Annotated in this window: 14 protein-coding genes; 12 read left to right on the top strand and 2 right to left on the bottom strand. The window is 63.4% G+C overall.

The features are described from left to right. Positions 1–3: 3 nt before the first annotated feature. From N7E70_RS21630 to N7E70_RS21615, 4 genes are all read left to right on the top strand, one after another. Positions 4–2418: a S8 family peptidase gene (locus N7E70_RS21630; protein WP_263007585.1), complete on the top strand. Its 2415-nt coding sequence runs from the start codon at positions 4–6 to the stop codon at positions 2416–2418. Between the two features lie 13 nt (positions 2419–2431). Next, on the top strand, positions 2432–3313 hold the full coding sequence (locus N7E70_RS21625; protein WP_263007584.1) for a hypothetical protein: 882 nt from the start codon (positions 2432–2434) through the stop codon (positions 3311–3313). A 388-nt stretch (positions 3314–3701) separates the two neighbouring features. Beyond that, positions 3702–4571 (top strand): DUF4238 domain-containing protein, encoded by an 870-nt coding sequence (locus N7E70_RS21620; protein ID WP_263007583.1) that lies wholly within the window; start codon positions 3702–3704, stop codon positions 4569–4571. A gap of 159 nt (positions 4572–4730) precedes the next feature. Next, positions 4731–5594, top strand: coding sequence for a DUF4238 domain-containing protein (locus tag N7E70_RS21615; RefSeq protein ID WP_269441414.1), 864 nt, complete (start codon positions 4731–4733; stop codon positions 5592–5594). Positions 5595–5979: 385 nt separating this feature from the next. On the opposite strand, the gene N7E70_RS21610 is transcribed toward N7E70_RS21615, so the two are convergent. Next, the gene (locus N7E70_RS21610; protein WP_263007685.1) at positions 5980–8778 is read right to left on the bottom strand and encodes an autotransporter family protein; all 2799 of its coding nucleotides are present in this window, start codon (positions 8776–8778) and stop codon (positions 5980–5982) included. Positions 8779–9087: 309 nt separating this feature from the next. On the opposite strand from N7E70_RS21610, the gene N7E70_RS21605 reads away from it, so the two are divergent. The 8 genes from N7E70_RS21605 to N7E70_RS21570 all read left to right on the top strand — a co-directional run bounded on the left by N7E70_RS21605 (position 9088) and on the right by N7E70_RS21570 (position 16047). Next, on the top strand, positions 9088–9459 hold the full coding sequence (locus N7E70_RS21605) for a nuclear transport factor 2 family protein (protein WP_263007581.1): 372 nt from the start codon (positions 9088–9090) through the stop codon (positions 9457–9459). A 494-nt stretch (positions 9460–9953) separates the two neighbouring features. After that, the gene (locus N7E70_RS21600; RefSeq protein ID WP_154387313.1) at positions 9954–11312 is read left to right on the top strand and encodes an NAD(P)H-dependent oxidoreductase; all 1359 of its coding nucleotides are present in this window, start codon (positions 9954–9956) and stop codon (positions 11310–11312) included. A 19-nt stretch (positions 11313–11331) separates the two neighbouring features. Next, positions 11332–11640 (top strand): putative quinol monooxygenase, encoded by a 309-nt coding sequence (locus tag N7E70_RS21595; RefSeq protein ID WP_263007580.1) that lies wholly within the window; start codon positions 11332–11334, stop codon positions 11638–11640. Between the two features lie 21 nt (positions 11641–11661). Then, positions 11662–12567 carry an NAD(P)-dependent oxidoreductase gene (locus N7E70_RS21590; RefSeq protein WP_263007579.1) on the top strand — a complete coding sequence of 302 codons (906 nt, stop codon included), beginning with the start codon at positions 11662–11664 and terminating at the stop codon, positions 12565–12567. 30 nt (positions 12568–12597) lie between these two features. Next, positions 12598–13593: a DctP family TRAP transporter solute-binding subunit gene (locus N7E70_RS21585; protein ID WP_442866524.1), complete on the top strand. Its 996-nt coding sequence runs from the start codon at positions 12598–12600 to the stop codon at positions 13591–13593. 57 nt (positions 13594–13650) lie between these two features. Then, positions 13651–14244: a TRAP transporter small permease gene (locus N7E70_RS21580; protein WP_442866473.1), complete on the top strand. Its 594-nt coding sequence runs from the start codon at positions 13651–13653 to the stop codon at positions 14242–14244. Further along, complete coding sequence (locus N7E70_RS21575; RefSeq protein WP_263007577.1) at positions 14241–15521, top strand: TRAP transporter large permease; 1281 nt, start codon at positions 14241–14243, stop codon at positions 15519–15521. Before N7E70_RS21580 ends, N7E70_RS21575 begins: the two co-directional genes overlap by 4 nt. A gap of 28 nt (positions 15522–15549) precedes the next feature. Then, complete coding sequence (locus N7E70_RS21570) at positions 15550–16047, top strand: gluconokinase (protein ID WP_263007576.1); 498 nt, start codon at positions 15550–15552, stop codon at positions 16045–16047. A gap of 24 nt (positions 16048–16071) precedes the next feature. On the opposite strand, the gene N7E70_RS21565 is transcribed toward N7E70_RS21570, so the two are convergent. Next, the gene (locus tag N7E70_RS21565; RefSeq protein WP_263007575.1) at positions 16072–16962 is read right to left on the bottom strand and encodes a LysR substrate-binding domain-containing protein; all 891 of its coding nucleotides are present in this window, start codon (positions 16960–16962) and stop codon (positions 16072–16074) included. Positions 16963–17022: the final 60 nt, after the last annotated feature.

The raw sequence follows: 17022 nt of genomic DNA, 5'->3' as shown, positions 1-17022 counted from the left end.
AGCATGGACCTGCTTCGCCAGTCATTCGCCGCCGGTGTCGCCAACGATCCGATTTACGCCTCACCCGACAGAGCCCTCGTCTTCGAGGTTATCGGTCGCATCGAGAAGTTCGTGGAAGCCGTGGAACAGATCGGCTTCGAGTGGCTCACTGAAGATTACGCGAACACAGAGCTGGAACGTGTAGAGCCGGACCAAGGCGACGAAGAAGCCGCCACCTCGCTGATGTATCTGACGATGCCGACCGTGCAGGGCGTGGATCGCCTTCTCGCGATGTGGAAAAGGTACACCGCCAAGCGTCCTGCGGGCGAAGGCGAGGGGGATTGGTGGAAGGTCTTCGGTTACCTGAATGCCATCCGCCCGTGGAATGCTTCCGATCGCATCGATCCCGCGACGCAGGCATTCATCGGACGGCAGCTCGCGCGCAATCCAGATCAGCCCGTCCGGCTTGAGGTGGATCTGTGGTTCCGTGGTGATCCGCTTCTTCGTGCCAGAGGTCGTGAAGGACTGCAGGTAGTCCTCGACGAGGTGGGTGGTCGCATCGTGGACTTCGTCACCATCGATCCCATTCGATACCAGGTCGCGCTCGTCGAGGTGCCATCCCAGGAGGCGGAGGAGGTCGAATCCAGATCCGGGGTTGTCGCGAACGCAGACCAGATCATGTCGATCCGGCCCCAATCCTTCTTCCATGCGGCACCGACCGAGGATGACGGCGGCACGCTGCCGGATGTTGAAGGGTTCGAGGAGAAGGATTCCCGTCCCGCAGTTGCCGCAATCCTTGATGGCTATCCCATGGAAAACCATCAGCTTCTCGCCGGGCGGGTGGAGGTCGAGGAAGTCGATATCGCGGCTGCAACGGTTCCAGTTGACCGACGCTACCATGGCACTGCGATCGCCTCGCTCATCCTGCACGGTGATCTCGCAGCGGGCGAGCCGCCGCTTTCCAGGAAGCTCAAGTCGGTTCCGATCCTCGCAGCCCCGCAAGGACTCGGGGACGAGAGACTCGATTCCGACTATCTCCCCATCGGGCTGATCTATCGCGCGGTCAAATCCTTGAAGGTCGGCCTGAACGGCGCAGGACCGACCGGACCAGGTGTCATCCTCATCAACCATTCCATTTGCGATGCGGAAGGCGGTTTCGTCAGGAGGCCAAGTGTCTGGGCGCGTCTCCTGGACTGGATGAGCGTGGAATATCGTGTCCTGTTCGTGGTGAGCGCGGGAAACATCACTCGTGAATTCCCGACGAGCTTCCCTGACGAGGCAGCCTACGTCGCCGCCACCCCGATCGGCAGGCAGGCGGCAACGATGCTCGCCGTTGAGGCCACCAAGGGCATCCGCAGTCTTTTGAGTCCGGCCGAAGCGATGAACGCGATCACTGTCGGCGCTCTACATTCCGATGCCGCAGGGCGATGCCCTGCGGGCGTCGAGGATCCATTCCCCCAATCTGCTGTGACGAACTTGGGCAGCGCCATAGGGCCAGGCATCAACCGGGCCTTGAAGCCCGACGTGGTCGAGGCCGGAGGGAGGCAGGTTGCACGAACCGCGGACACACCATCCGGACACATGGCCTGGGCGAGCAATGCGGCGCCGCTGGGCCAGAAGGCGGCAGCACCCGATCCTATCGCAGGGAGTTCGTCGAGGACGGTAAGGTCCACGGGAACCAGCAACGCGGCTGCGCTGATCACCCGCGCCGGGATCAGGATTGTCGATGCCATCGAAGAGGCTCTGGAGGCGGAGGGCGTTCCTCTGTCCTCGTTCGACCGGGCTGCGATCGCGACCAGGGCGCTGCTCGTACACGGCTCCGCATGGCGGGATCATGGCGACATCTTGGATCAGGTCTACCCTCCCCAAGGACCAAGGCAGTGGCGACCGCGCCGCGCCAGTATCACAAGATTCCTTGGTTTCGGGAAACCGGATTTTCAACGGGTTATCGCTGGCGACAGCAATCGCATTACCCTGCTTGCAGATGATGTGATCAGGAACGAGCAACTCCACGAGTTCCGGATCCCGATGCCGCGAAGTATGACCAGGAGCCGCGAACTGCGACGGATCGTCATGACGCTGGCATGGTCGCCACCATTCCATCCGACCTCGATCGCTTATCGTGGAGCTACGCTCGACATCGTCGACCAGAACGGAAAGCGGAAGTTCTGGCGCGGCGTACAGAACGTCGCACAGCCCCACCCGGACGACATGCGACGAGGAACGATCACACATTTCGTCCTGGAGGGCGATAACAGAACTGTATTCACGGACGCGCAGGGACTGTTCGTAGGAGTGCAGGCGAGGGCGCTCAATCCAAGCTTCCGAGACACTTCGATCCCGTACGCGCTCGCGATCACGCTGGAGATCGCGGCGACCGTCGAAGAAGACATCTACGAAACAGTTGCTGCGGCCATCAGGCCACGCGCCCGCGTCTGACGGAGAGGAACCCATGGCCATCGACAAGAGCACGATGCTCGGAGCCGCGCATCCGAAGGCTATCGCCGAGTACCTCGAGCGTATCGGCGACAATGAAACCGCGGCCGAATTCCACAAGCTGGGCGGAGGCGGACAGAGCTTCGCTCTTCCGTTCTGGAAATACGTTTGGGGCAATACGGGCGCGAAGGTCGGCTTCATCCCGGAGGGAAGCGGTGCAGGCGACTGCGAGATCATCGACGCGATAGGTATGGACCCAGACCATACGCTCAAGGAAGCATCCCTCAAGGTCAGCCTGGATGTATTCTACGTCCATGACTACCCGGGCATGGGAAAGCATCGAATCCTCTGCGAATTCAGCGGAAAGAACCAGACGGACAAGGAATCTGAACTGATGCGTTTCGCGGTGGATCTTGCCGCAAACGATGAGAGCCCGGCCGCTCACATCGGTAAGCCCATATTCGTCGACGTTAACGTAGGAAGGGACGGCCTTTCGTTCGAAGGAAGAACAGTTAACGTGAAGAGCGAAGACGACGACCTTATGCTGGAGGCCCTCGGGAACGCTACCTTCAAGGATGGCCTGTCACTGCTGACAACGGTCCAGCCCGTGCTCAAGCCATTCGTCAAGCTTGCCGAAGGCCTCGTTACGTCCGTCGCCAAGAGGAGCGCGAACCACGAGGTCTTCAAGTTTGCCCTCGGGCTGGATTTTTCAAAAAGCATGACTTCGGCCAAGCTGGGGCTTGGATCATACGTTGTCGTGCAGACTGACGAACAAGAATGGGACTGGTCGAACTTCGTATGGAATACTGGATCGGGATTGGTCCAGCCTAAGACGGACAGAACCAAACGCCTGCAGTTGAATTACATGGTGTTTGGTGTGGGCAGGTCGGGGGTCTGACGCCCGTTCGTCAGGATGCGCGCTGACGCGAGACATTTCCGCATGGTTTAGCGCCCTATCTGACCGCGGACCACAACATGCCGGATACCATTGTCAGAGGCGTATTTTTCGGCCCGTTTGATGGCTTCGTTCATTAACCAATCCAGCGGTCCACTACCGCCGTGGTCCCCCTTCACGCTATCGAAGAAGTAACCCCTTTCTCCACCCGTGCGTTCGCGGTGGATGACAACGGTAACATGGCGTTCCTCCGGCACAGCTTGCCCCGGTCCCAGATAAGTAATTCCAACCAAATGCGACCTCGCCTCAAAGATTCGATCGTAGTTTAGCACAAACAGGCGAAGGCCTGATCCTCTATGATAAAAGAATAGGGATTCGAGGTCGAAGCCAAATGGGACAGCAGAAATACAAACGCAACCATTGGGTCCCGCAAGCCTATTTGCGGGCTTTTGCGGCTGATTCCAATCGGGCAAAAATATGGACGTTCGGAAAAACTGATGGTGATCCGATGCTGAAACCGATCTCCAAGGTTGCCGTAAAGTTCTACCTATATGCGCCGGGAGAGAATGGCCAACGAGACTACAGTACCGAACAAAAGCTGGGCGACCTAGAGCAGCTATTCGGCAACCCGTTTTGGTCGAAAGTTAGTACCGGCTTCATCGATCTGAACAAGCCCACAATCCGCAAGGGGGTCGCTCTTTTGACAGCGGTAATGCACCTCCGGAATCCAAAGATGCTCGAACGTACGACCGACATATATGAAAGGTTCCGAGAACTCTTCATGACGGAGGACGAACCGCCGGATATCGTTGAGATCGCGGGACGAAGGCTCGAGGTCGATAAGGAGTCTTGGCCTGCGTACCGAGATGCGGCACCAGATGACATAAAGCGAATGTGGCTCGGTTCGTTGAACCAGGCCGCTTGGATGGCCGAATTGCTACTGAAAATGAGGTGGGCAATCATCGCGTCCGACACTCCAGTATTCATCACGTCGGACAACCCAGTCACGATCATTCATCCAAGTCTGCAGTTTCGGGGACTGAAGGACCCAGAGACCAGTGTTCTGTTTCCACTCAGTCCGACGCGCATGTTGTACTTGGACAACCGGCGTTCAGAGCCGGACTCTCAATATTATGCCGTGCGCGGGCAGGGTGAAGCACAAAACCTTTTGGTTTGGCGCAATGCCATTGAGCACATGCTCTCTCATCGTCATCCCGACGAGGTATGCGCGGAAATGATCTCAGGAACACACGTCGCATAGCAATCGTGGTCAAGGGCATGACAGCTGACAAAGACGAAATGGTGGCTGACGCAAAGGCCATGGTAGCGGCCAGTGTCTAGACCCGGCAGTCACAAAGCGCAGCACTATGTCCCCCAAAGCTACATCTCTGCTTGGTGCGATCCAGACACGCCCGCTGGAATGGAGCCCTATGTGTGGACGTTTGATCGCTCTGGAGGCCCAGGCAAAAAGCGCGCACCCCGCAACCTCTTTACTGAGACAGATATCTACACGGTGTCGATGCCGGATGGCTCCCGAGACCTGAGGATCGAACATGAATTATCGAAACTGGAGAAGGGTCTGAAAACTCTCGTCACGGACTTCGTCGCCCGACACCGCCAGTTGCCGCACCCCCGGCAATCAAGGTTGATCGCGTTCATCGCGGCGATGCACGCACGTACGCCCCAAGTTCGAGAGATCCAACGAACGCTTTGGCAGAACACCTTGGATGTTGCCGAGTGGCAAGAAGGCGATTTTGCGATATCGAGCGCTTCAAAGAAGCAGCGAGCGGCCGGAGTCTCGCCTCTACCTTCAAGTCCTCAGGTGACGCTGGATAACCTTCGAAGAGCGGTAGAGTCCCCCATGCAGTTCTTGCTGCCGGGGGCTATAGCCGACGGGCTGCCCATGTTAAGCCAGATGACGATGACCATCTTGTGCACCGATGAGCCCAGCTTCATCACCTCAGACAGTCCGGTGACGTGGTTCGACCCGACAGTGGCCAGGGACAAGTTTCTGACTCACAAGAGTTCGCTATCGGACCCGGGCATCGAGGTCACGATGCCGCTTTCGCCGCGACACTCGATCATATTGCATCATCCGATGACGCCCTTCGTGAAGCGGGTGAGCTATCGAAGAGCACGTGCATCGACTGTGGCGGTGCTTAACAGACGCACCACCTATTATGCTGACAAGGCCCTCGTGTCCTGGCGAGACGGGTTTGATCCGACGTGGCAAATGTTGCCACCGAACGGTCGAGATAGCCCTCCGGACCGCACGGGCGTGTAGCCTGCTGTTGCAATTACTGGCACATCGATACGACAGATTTCATGTCGGCTTTCGGGAAGCACTCCAAGCGGCCTGAATGGCCCAAATGAGCCGCCAAGCCGTCCGTCCCTGCAGCATCTCCTGCGCGTTCGTCAGGCAGCCAGATCACCTGCCGCCGGCATCGGGCGGTTGAACCGGTGCGCCTGGGAATATCTTCTGGAGCTTGCAGAAGATGATCTTGTCATCCTCCTTGATGCCGTTTGTCAGCATCACGAGATCGTCATCGGTAGGCCCAGAGGGCGCGCTGTTCGACGAGATTGTCCTTGCCGACGACTATTTGCCGAACTGGCTGGAGCCCAGCGCCGTTGCAATCACCCGGCCAAACCTGCGACCCGCCCGAATCCGCTCAAAAACTCACCGCAAATCCGACCGTTCCCTTGACGCCATAGCTGCCGGCGAAGCTGGTGGAGGCGAGGGCTTCGCCGTGCAGGGCGCCGCCGGCCCAGCGATAGGTTGCGCCCAAGCCGAGTTCGGCACCGAAACGCTGCGCGGAAAAAGACGTGTCGAGGCCTGAGACCATCACGCTTGTGCCGTCGCCGAACTGGTAGGTCAGGTTGGCGATGCCGTGGAGCTGCATTCCCGCCGCTTCATGGTTGGCGGCGATGCCGATGCGGCCCTTGAGGCTGTCGCCGTCCTTGAGCGAGACGACGGCGCCGAAGCGGTCGGTGAAGCTGTCGAAGTCGACCGACGACCAGGCAAGCTGCGCCTGCGGCGTCAGCGACCAGCCGTCGCCGAGCGCGATGTTCCGGCCGGCCTCCAGGCTGAGCGATTGGCCGCTGCCGTGGATGTCGTCGCCGACCCTGCCGATGCCCGTGGCATCCAGGTCGCTGCGCAACAGGGCCATCTGCACCTGTCCGTCGACATAAAAGCCGTTCTCGCCAAACCAGCTCAGCGTAGCCCCGAGGCCGTAGCTGGTGGTGGCGCTGGATCCGTCGCCGATGCCGGAGAAGATGTCGGCGCCGGCGCGGCCATATTGCACGGTCAGCCCGCCGACCCACATGCCCTGGGCGTTGGCCGCCAGCTGGCCGTCGAGGCCGGCCTGCAACAGCACGCCGTTGGTGTCGAAGCCGGCGTCGCCGCTGGTCGAACTGGCTGACGCGACGCGGCCATGCGCGCCCTCGATGCGGGCCCAGATGGGACTTGGAGCGGCGCCGCCCGAAGTCGTGCCGCCGATCGGCGCAGCACCGTCCAGCGCCGCGTCGTAGCGGGCGCCGACGCGCTGCTTGAGGGTGGGCAGCTCGACCATGCCGAGCAGCAGCTGCGGGTAGGTCTCGTAAACAGGCAAGGTCGGCGCCAGGCCGGACGAGCGCAGATACCAGTCGCCATCGGCGGGGTCGGCAATGCCGTTGTGGTAAAGGCCATAACGATAGGCGCCGGCGATGGCCGGCCCGGCGAGCGCGAAGGCAGCCGCATCGGAGATGCCATCGACCCGGATGACGCGGATGCCGTCGGCGGTGGTCAGGCCACCTGTGCCGCCGACATTGATGACGCTGACCAGCGTGGTGCCGCTGCCGCCGATGCTGTTGCCGCCGATGACGAGCAGGTCCGTCGGCGCGGTGTCGGTGCCGAGTTCGGTGGCGATCTCGAGCGTGCCGCCGTGACCGGCATAGTCGCCGGCAACCGTCAGCGTCGTGCCAGGTGTGCCGCCGAACGTCACCCGCCCGGCATTGTCCAGCGATCCGACAGACTGGTCGAAACCGTCGAGCGCAAGCGTTGAGCCGCCGAGGACCATATGCGCCGAGCCGGCACTGAAGACATTGGCAGCCCCTGCGGCCAGCACGCCTGACGCCACCGTCGTGCCGCCGGCATAGCTGTTGGCGCCGTTCAGCGTCAGCCTACCCAAGCCATCCTTGGTCATGCCGCCCGCGCCGGTCATTGCGGGGGCGATGCCGATATCGTGGCCATTGGTGTCGACGATGCCGCCGGCAGTGCCAAGGCTGATCTGTTGAGCACCGTAGTTGCGGAAGAAGGTCGCGTTATCGGCGATGGCGCGGATGATGCCGCCATCCAGCGTGACATGTGCCGTGCCCAGGCCGCCCCGGAAGCCGCTGGTTTCCACGACCCCGCGGGCACCTGGGGTGCCCAGCACGTCAAGCGTGCCGCTTGCCGCCGCATCCGACATGCCGAGATAGACGCCGCCCTGCGCAAAAACCCGGGCGCCGTCTGCGATGGTCATGGCGCCGACGCCGTAATTGCCCAGGGTGAGATTGGAGCCGGTCATCTCCCAGCTCGACCCCGCACCCGTCACGGTGACGGAGCCGTCGCCACCGGCATTGGCGCCGACATAACCCTGGTTGCTGCTCACCCGGGCGCCGTCCTCGATCCGCAGGACGCCCTGGGCGCCCAGGCCGACCGTCAGCTGGCCGGTCATGGTCCAGGACCCGGCCGATGTCAGCAGCGCCTCGCCATATCCGGCGACGCCGACGATCGCGTCGTGGCTCGAGACGGTGGCGCCGTCCGAGATGGCAATTTCGCCCTGGCCGTAAGTGCCGATGTTGATGCGGCCGTCGGTCACGACCCGGCCGCCATGGGCGACGTTCAATGTGCCGCTGCCCTCATAGCCGACATTGAGGTCGTTCTGCTGGGTCCAGGTCGAGGCGTTGCCCTGGCCATCGTCGCCCGACACGGTGACGACACCGACGCTGCCGGGGCTTGCGCCGACATAGCCCGAGGCGCTGCTGACGCGCCCGCCGGCGAGAACATCGAGCGTGCCATCGCCGGACTGGCCGATGACGACGTCACCGAGATTGTTCCACCATGAGCCGTGGCCGGACACCGTAACCGAACCGGTGCTGCCGGCCGCATCTCCGACAAAGCCGCCGCTGTCGGTCACCACCCCGCCATCGAGAATGTCGAGGGTGCCGCTGCCCTGACCGCCGACAGTGAGAAAATCCGTGTTGGTCCAGGTCGAGGCGTTGCCCGCGCCATCGTGCCCGCTGACGACAACCGTGCCGTTGCCGCCGATATCGCTGCCAAGCGTGCCCTGCCTGTTGGTCAGCGTGCCGCCATCCTGGATGGTCAAGGCGCCGATGCCGGTGCGGCCGATCTGCAGATCGTCGCCGCTGGTGATACCGGTCGGATCGGAAGGATCGGTGTCGCCACTGAGGACGACCTGCTGCGCCGCCACCGGCGCGCTCGCCAGCATCAAGGCCAAAGGCGCGGCTGCCATAAGCAGGCAATGGCGGGACAGTTGGAAAGCCCCAAACGGGCGGCGATGCGTCAACATGGAAAACCGAAATGATTCAAATACTAAGCGAGGTTGGGAGGATCATGGTTAAAACTTCGATAATCTGCGCCGGCCGGCACGATCATAAAGTCGTGGGGCAGAGGGGCTGTGACGAGAGGTCGGGTTCGCGGGGATGGCGCCGGACGCAGAAGGCGGACATAATCAGGACATGCCCGAGCCGTTGCCTGGCGAACAGAGGGCAGGGCTCTGGATGGTCGGAGACGCGCCATGGATATCAGGTCGCTGTTGACGGAACTGAGCGACGCTTTCAACGCCCATGATCTCGATCGCATCCTCGCGCTGTTTGCCGACGATTGCGTTCTGGAGATGCCGAGGGGCAATGCGCCGTGGGGCGCACGCTTCGAAGGCAAACCGAAGGTGCGGGAGGCACTGGCATCGCGCTTTCAAGGTCTGCCTGACGTCCACTACGGCAATCCGGAGCATTTCGTCGATGCGGCGGCTGAAACCGGCATCTCGAAATGGACGCTGACGGGCACGACCCCGGATGGCGTTCGAAAGGAAGTCCGTGGCTGCGACTTCTACACGTTTCGCAACGGCGAGGTGATCCGCAAGGACTCCTACTGGAAGATCGTGGAGTGAAGCCTTGGCCAAGGCCGGCGTCGTGCTGCGCTCCACCCGCAACAGGCGGGTCGACGCGATCTTCCGAGTGCCTCGACGACCACGCGCCTGCCGATAGCCAACGATGCGGGCTGCCGCGGACACGCCCGGTCGGTGGACGGCTGCTCCGCCCGCCGCCGTCGCCGCGATCCGCAAACGCTGGCGCGTGCGACCTTGCGCGCTGAACTGCCTCGCTGCGCCGGAACAAGCTGCTGATTTGTTAGCCTGCCTAAACAGACGAGCTTTCGTTCTAAATTGAGCTAAACAGGCAAGCGCGCTAATCAGGACGGGTCGGAACGCGGTCAGTCCTGCGCCGGCCTGGAGGGAGGAGCCTCCCAGCATATTCTGGAATTTCAACCGTCCGGCGCAGCCGCCGGATCGTTGCGCGTTTCCGTCCTGTTGCACCTGGCGGCCGACTGCCTGCGGCGACGGATGGATTTCGCGCGACCGCTCGCGAACAAAAGGGACCTTCCATCATGAATCTCGCCTCACTTCTCGCCGCCCGCACCGCCGCGGGCAAGCCGGTTCGGGTCGGACTGATCGGCGCCGGCAAGTTCGGCTCCATGGTGCTGGCGCAGGCCCAGCGCATTCCCGGCTACCACATGGTCGCGGTTGCCGACCTCAATGTCGGCAAGGCGCGGGACGCGCTCGAGCGTGTCGGCTGGCCGAAGGAGCGCTTTGCGGCGACCAGTGCCGCCGATGCGGTCAAGAACGGCACGACCTTCGTTACCGACGACGTCGCCAGGCTCCTGGCCTGCGGCGAGATCGAATGCGTCATCGAAGCGACCGGCCATCCGATTGCCGGCACGCGCCACGCGCTTGCCGCCATCGAGGCGAACAAGCATGTCGTCATGGTCAATGTCGAGGCCGACGTCATGGTCGGGCCGATCCTGGCCCAGAAGGCGGCGGCAAAGGGACTGGTCTACTCCATGGCCTATGGCGACCAGCCGGCGCTGATCTGCGAGCTGGTCGACTGGGCCCGCGCCACCGGCTTCGAGGTGACCGCAGCCGGCAAGGGCATGAATTTCGAGCCGCGCTACCGCTATTCGACCCCCGATACGGTCTGGGGCTTCTTCGGCTGGTCGGAGGAATATGTCGCCAAGGGCGACTTCAATCCGAAGATGTACAACTCCTTCACCGACGGCACCAAGGCGGCGATCGAAATGGCTGCGGTGGCCAACGGCACCGGCCTCGATTGCCCCGACAATGGCCTGGCCTTCCCGCCGGCCGGCCTGCACGACCTGGCAAAAGTGTTCCGGCCGGCGGCGGACGGCGGCCGCATGGACCGCAGCGGTCTCGTCGACATCGCCGCCAGCCAGGAGCCGGACGGCCGCGAGGTGTTCAACAACATCCGCTACGGCGTCTTCGTCACCTTCAAGGCGCACAATGAATATTCAAAAGCCTGCTTCAACCAGTATGGCCTGCTGACCGACCCGTCGGGCTGGTACGCCTCGATGTGGCGTCCGTTCCACATCATCGGCCTGGAGACGTCGATCAGCGTGCTGTCGGCCGTGCTGCGCGGCGAAGCCACCGGCTGCTCCAAGGAGTTCCGCGGCGATGCGGTGGCGACCGCCAAGAAGGACATGCAGCCGGGCGAGATGCTGGATGGCGAGGGCGGTTTTGCGGTCTGGGCCAATGCCATTCCAGCGACGCGCAGCCTGGCCCATCGCGCCCTGCCGATCGGCCTTGCCCACAATGTCAGGCTGAAGCGCGCGATCAAAAAGGACCAGATCGTCAGCTTCGACGACGTCGAACTGGTCGACGATCTCGATGTCGTGGCGCTGCGCCGCGACATGGAAAGCCGCTTCGCGCCGAAGCCGGGCGTGGCCGCCTGATCGTTGGGAGGGAAAGCCGATGGCCGAGGCCCTGCCTTTCGTGGTGATCCCTGAATTCCGGGTCAGGCCGGCGGCCAGGGCAGCGTTCCTCGAGGCTGCCCTGGACGACGCGCGGCATTCGCTTGCCGACGAAGCGGGATGCCGTCGCTTCGACGTGGTCTGCCCCGAGGGCGCGGAGGAGACGGTGGTGTTCTACGAAGTCTATGACGATCGCACAGCCTTCGAAGCGCATCTTGAGACACCGCATCTCAAACGCTTCCAGGCGGCGATGCAGACGCTCGGCGTCGAAGAAACGGTCGTCCGTTTTGCCGCCTTGCAGAATGGCTAGAAGGTGAGGGGAGGCAGCACAATGGGCAACAGGCAAGGCAGGCATATCGGGTTCGTCGGCACCGGCATCATGGGCGGCCACATGGCCCGCCGGCTCGCCCAGGCGGGTTTCCGGGTGACGGCCTGGAACCGGACGGCCGACAAGGCCGCGGCACTGGCCGCAGCAGGCGTCGAGCTGGCCGGTAGCCCGGCCGGCGCCGCCAGCGAGGCGGACGTGGTCATCTGCATGCTGAGCTCGGGGCCGGTCTGCGACGAGGTCCTCTTGGCTGCAGGCGGTGTGCTGGAGGCGATGCGCCCCGGCGCGACGCTGGTGGTGATGAGCTCCATTCCGGTGGAGACCGCGCGCAGCCAGGCAGGGCAGGCGGCCGAAAGGGGCGTCCGTTACGTCGACGCCCCGGTTTCGGGCGGCGAGACCGGCGCCCGCGACGGCTCTTTGGCCATCATGGCCGGCGGCGCGGCGCAAGAGGTTGCGGCGCTTGCCGATGTCTTTGCGCCGCTGGGCCGTCTCACCCATATCGGCCCGGCAGGCACAGGCCAGCTGGCCAAGCTCGCCAATCAGCTGATCGTCGCCTCGAACATCTGTGCGGCCGCCGAAGCCCTGGTGCTGGCCGAGCGGGGCGGGGCCGACCCGGCCAAGGTGCGCGAGGCGCTGCTCGGCGGCTTCGCCGACTCGACGGTGTTGCGCCAGCACGGCCAGCGCATGGTCGACGGCAATTTCACCCCGGGCGGACCGGCGAAATACCAGCTCAAGGACACCGGCACCGCGCTGGCGCTGGCCGGCGCGCTCAAGCTGCAATTGCCGATCGCCGAGACGGTCGACGCGCTGTTTCGCCGGCTCGTCGAGGAGGGCGGCGGCGATCTCGACCACAGTGCGGTTTTTCTGACATTGCAAAACATGAACCAAGCCGGGGGCGCTGGCGCCCTCTAAGATCTGTCAAGGGAGGAAAATGACATGACCATGCACAAAGCCATTCGTGGCCTGCTTGCCGGTGCCGCGATGCTTGCGGCAAGCGTTGCCCAGGCAGCGACGACGTTCACGCTGTCGACGCCCGATCCGGATGCCGCCGAGATCACCGTTGCGGCCAACAAGTTCGCCGAACTGGTGGCGGCCAAGACCAAGGGCGAGGTGACGATCAAGGTGTTTCCGAACGGCACGCTTTATGGCGGCGACCCCTCGGCGGCGGTCAAGCAGCTTGCCGGCGGTTCGCTCGACATGCTGGTGCTTGCCGGATCGCTCTATGCCAACTTCAATCCGAAGTTTTCGGCGATTTCGATCCCCTATCTGTTCGACGACGAGGCACAGCTGCGCGCCTATCTGGCCGGCGAGCAGGGGCAGGAGCTGGTCGCCGACCTGAACGGCATCGGCATCAAGGGCCTCAGCCTGTGGACCCGCCCGTTCCGCCAGATGACCAACTCCAAGCTGCCGATCGAAAAGCCGGCCGATCTCACCGGGCTGAAGTTCCGCGTGCCGAACAACCCGCTCTGGGTCGAGTTTTTCAAGAAGATGGGCGCCGCACCGACCCCGATGGCCTTCGCCGAAGTCTACAACGCCTTGCAGCTCAAGGTCGTCGATGGCCAGGAAAACCCGATCAGCGTGCCGCTGGCGGCCAAGTTCTACGAAGTCCAGGGCTTCGTCTCGATGACCAACCACATGGCCGACTCCTGGGTGCTCGGCATCAACCCGGCCAAGTTCGACGCCCTGAGCGACGCCGAAAAGGCGGCGATCAACGAGGCGGCGAAGGAAACGGAAGCCTGGAAGGCCGACAACGACGCCGCCCAGGCCGAGACGATCCTCAAGGAGCTGGAGGGCCATGGCATGAAGGTCAATCGCCTGACCCCGGAACAGCAGGCCGCCTTCGTCGCCGTGTCGAAGGAGCTCTATCCGGTGTTCGCCGGCCTGGTGAAGGACCAGGCCTTTTTCGACAAGAGCGTTGCCTTCGTCGGCAAGAAGTAACAGCTGGCGCCAAGGCGGCGGGAAGAGGGGGCCCGCCGCTGCTTCTGGGAGGAGCATATGGACAAGCCCATGGACGAGCCGGTGGACAAGCCGGTGGACTGGCCGCGCAGCCGTTGCGATGCGACGCTTCACGTCCTGCTGGACGGCCTCGCCGGCCTCGCCATGACAGGCGTGATCGTCGTCGTCCTGGCACAGGTCGCCAGCCGCCTGCTCGGCGTGCCGTTGTCGTGGACCGAGGAAGCCACGCGCTTCCTGTTCGTCTGGATGATCTTTCTCGGCATCGGGGCCGGCTTCCGGACCGTGGAAACGGCCCGCGTCACCGTCTTCATCGGCATGTTCAGGGGCGGGCTGCGCCGCCTGGCGGTTCCGATCTATGTCGCCTCGTCGGTGCTGTTCTTCGTGCTGATGGCATGGACCGGCTGGAAACTGGTCCAGCAGCAATGGATGATGAACGAAACCGCCGCCACGCTGATCGTGCCGATGTGGGTGATCGGCTCGATCATGCCGATATCGGCCATCCTGGCGATCGCAGCCATTTTCGAGTCGCTTCGCACACGCCGCAGGCAGATCGAGCTGCCTGAGCTCGATCTGCAGGTGGGGCAGGCAGTCGACGTCGACGTCAACGTTCCCGACACGGAGCCGAAGCCATGAGCATCGCACTGCTCGTCCTGTTCCTTTTGTTGAGCGCGCTCGGCGTTCCGCTTGCCGTGGCGCTCGGCCTGGCAGCCGTCGCCGTGATCTTCGCCTTCACCTCGACCCCGATCGACCTGTTGTCGCAGAGCATGTTCTCGGCGATGAACTCCTTTCTGCTCGTCGCGGTGCCGCTGTTCATCTTCGTCGGCGTGCTGATGGAGCGGGGCCGGGTCGCCGAGAAGCTGTTCGACTTCGCCGAAGCCTGCGTCGGCTGGATGCCGGGCGGCATGGGCCATGTCAACGTCGTTTCGTCGGTCATCTTCGGCGGTGTATCCGGCTCGTCCGTCGCCGACATCGCCTCCATCGGCGCGATCGAGATCAAGGCGATGGAACGCCACGGCTATCCCAAAGGCTATGCCGTCGGCATGACGCTGTGCACCTCGACCCTGTCGTCGATCATTCCGCCGTCGATCCTGATCGTCATCGCCGGCTCGATCGCCAATGTGTCGATCGGCACGCTGCTGGTGGCGGGACTGATCCCGGGCCTGTTCATCGCTTTCGCCTTCATGGTGTTCAACCATGTCTATGCCGTGCGGCACGGCTACAATCCGCCATCGCCGATCAACCTGCGCAAGATAATCGTCACCGGCATGGGTGCCATCCTGCCGATGCTGACACCGGTCATCCTTCTGGTCGGCATCGTCGACGGCTATTTCACGCCGACCGAGGCGGCGGCGATCGCTGCACTCTACACGCTGTTTCTTGCCGTCGTGCTGTACCGGACCATCGGCATCGGCGAGCTGCCGGGCATCGTCGTCGAGACGGCGCGCACCTCCGGCACCATCCTGTTCATCGCCGCCACTGCCAAGCTGGCCGCATGGGTCTTCACCTTCGACGGCCTGCCGCAGCAGGTCGCCGCCTTCCTCGGCGCCGTCAGCACCGGCCCGACAACGGTGCTGATCCTGGTGTTCCTGTTCCTGATCGTCGTCGGCATGTTCATGGACGCGATCGCGGCGATGTTCATCCTCATCCCGGTGCTTCTGCCGCCGGCGGTTTCGCTGGGTGTCGATCCGATGCATTTCCTTGTCGTCACCGTCATCACGCTGACGCTCGGGCTGGTGACGCCGCCGGTCGGCGTCTGCCTGTTCGCTGCAGCGCAAGTGGCAAAGATGTCGATCGAGGACGTCATCAGGGGCGCGATGGCGCCGATGTCGATCCTGGTGCTGGCGATCCTGGCGCTGGTGCTGTTTCCGGTGCTGACGCTCGGGCCGATCCGGCTGATGGGGCTCTACTGATGGCCCCCCAAATGATGGCCCCCAACTGATGGAAAAGCCCGACTTCATCGTCGTGATGGGTGTCTCCGGCACCGGCAAGTCGGTGATCGCGCGCAGCCTGGCCGAGCGGCTCGGTGTCGACTGGATAGAGGCCGACACCTATCACAGCCCAGAAAATGTCGAGCGCATGCGCAGCGGCCAGGGTTTGACCGACTGTTTGCGCTGGCCGTGGCTCGCGGCCGTGGCGGCAGCCGCCCTTGATTTGCCCGGCCGGCCGGCCGTGGTCGCCTGCTCCGCCTTGAAGCGCAGCTATCGCGATTTTCTGCGCCAGCGCCTGGGCGATGTCGCCTTCGTGTTTCTGGACGGCGAGGCCGAGCTGATCCGGCAGCGGCTCGGCGACCGCGCCGACCATTTTGCCGGCCCGTCGCTTCTGGCGAGCCAGCTGGCGACGCTCGAGCGTCCGCAACCAGACGAACGCTTCATCGCCCTGCCGATTGCCTGGAGCCCCGATCGCATCGTCGACACGGCCGCCGCAGCCTTCGCTTGATCAGGCTCCGGCTCAGCTTCAGCTTCAGGCTATGGCTCCGGCGCTGCGCTCCGCGCGCAGCCAGTCGAGAAACGTCCTGACCTTCTTGTGGCGCAGGTGGTCGCGCGGGCAAACGATCCATTGTGTCACGATGCGGATCTCGGGCGGGGTCTTGACCGGGCAGACGACGGCGCCGGCGGCAAGCTCGCGCTGCATCATCAGCGTGCTTTCGAGGGCGATCCCCATGCCGCCGGCGGCAGCGTCGATTGCCATGTGACTGCGATCGAACAGCACCCGGCGCCAGCGTTCCCTGGGCTCGACGCCGGCAAGCGCCAGCCAGCGCGGCCATTGCGCCTGCGATTTGACCGAGTGGATCAGGCGATATCCCAGGACATCCCCGGCCTCGAGGCTGCCTGGCCCGGCCAGTCCAGGCGAACAGACCGGAATGAAGCTCTCTTCGGTCAGTCCCTCGACGAACAGGCCGGGCCATTTGCCGTCGCCATGGCGGATCTCGACATCGACCGCCTCGCGGTTGAAATCGGTCGGTTCGTTGGTTCCGTCCAGCCGCACCTCGAGATCCGGGTTGGCGGCCAGGAACTGCCCGAGGCGCGGAAGCAGCCATTTGTTGGACAGCGTCGGCGTCGCCCTGACAGTCAATGTCGTCACCGAGCGGTAGCCGCGGATGGCGTTGGTCGCCTCGGTGATCAGTTCGGCACTTTCGTCGATGGACTCGAAGAAGCGTTCCCCGGCCTCGGTCAAGACGACGCCGCGCCCGACCTTGGCCAGCAGCGACACGCCGAGCTGCGTTTCCAAAGACTGGATCTGCTGGCTGACGGCCGACGGCGTGACGCCCAGTTCGCCTGCCGCACGCGTAATGCTGCGGCTGCGGGCCACCAGGTGGAACACCCAGATCGAGCGAATCGGAACTTGCGACACAAAGACATCCTAACCCTTGGATCGCACGGTCTTATCGCGCGTCGGCCGAGTCAATGCATG

The organism is Aminobacter sp. NyZ550 (assembly GCF_025628925.2).
GTDB lineage: Bacteria > Pseudomonadota > Alphaproteobacteria > Rhizobiales > Rhizobiaceae > Aminobacter > Aminobacter ciceronei.
The sequence above is the reverse complement of the archived record's forward strand: the minus strand, read 5'-3'. Positions and strand labels throughout refer to the sequence as shown.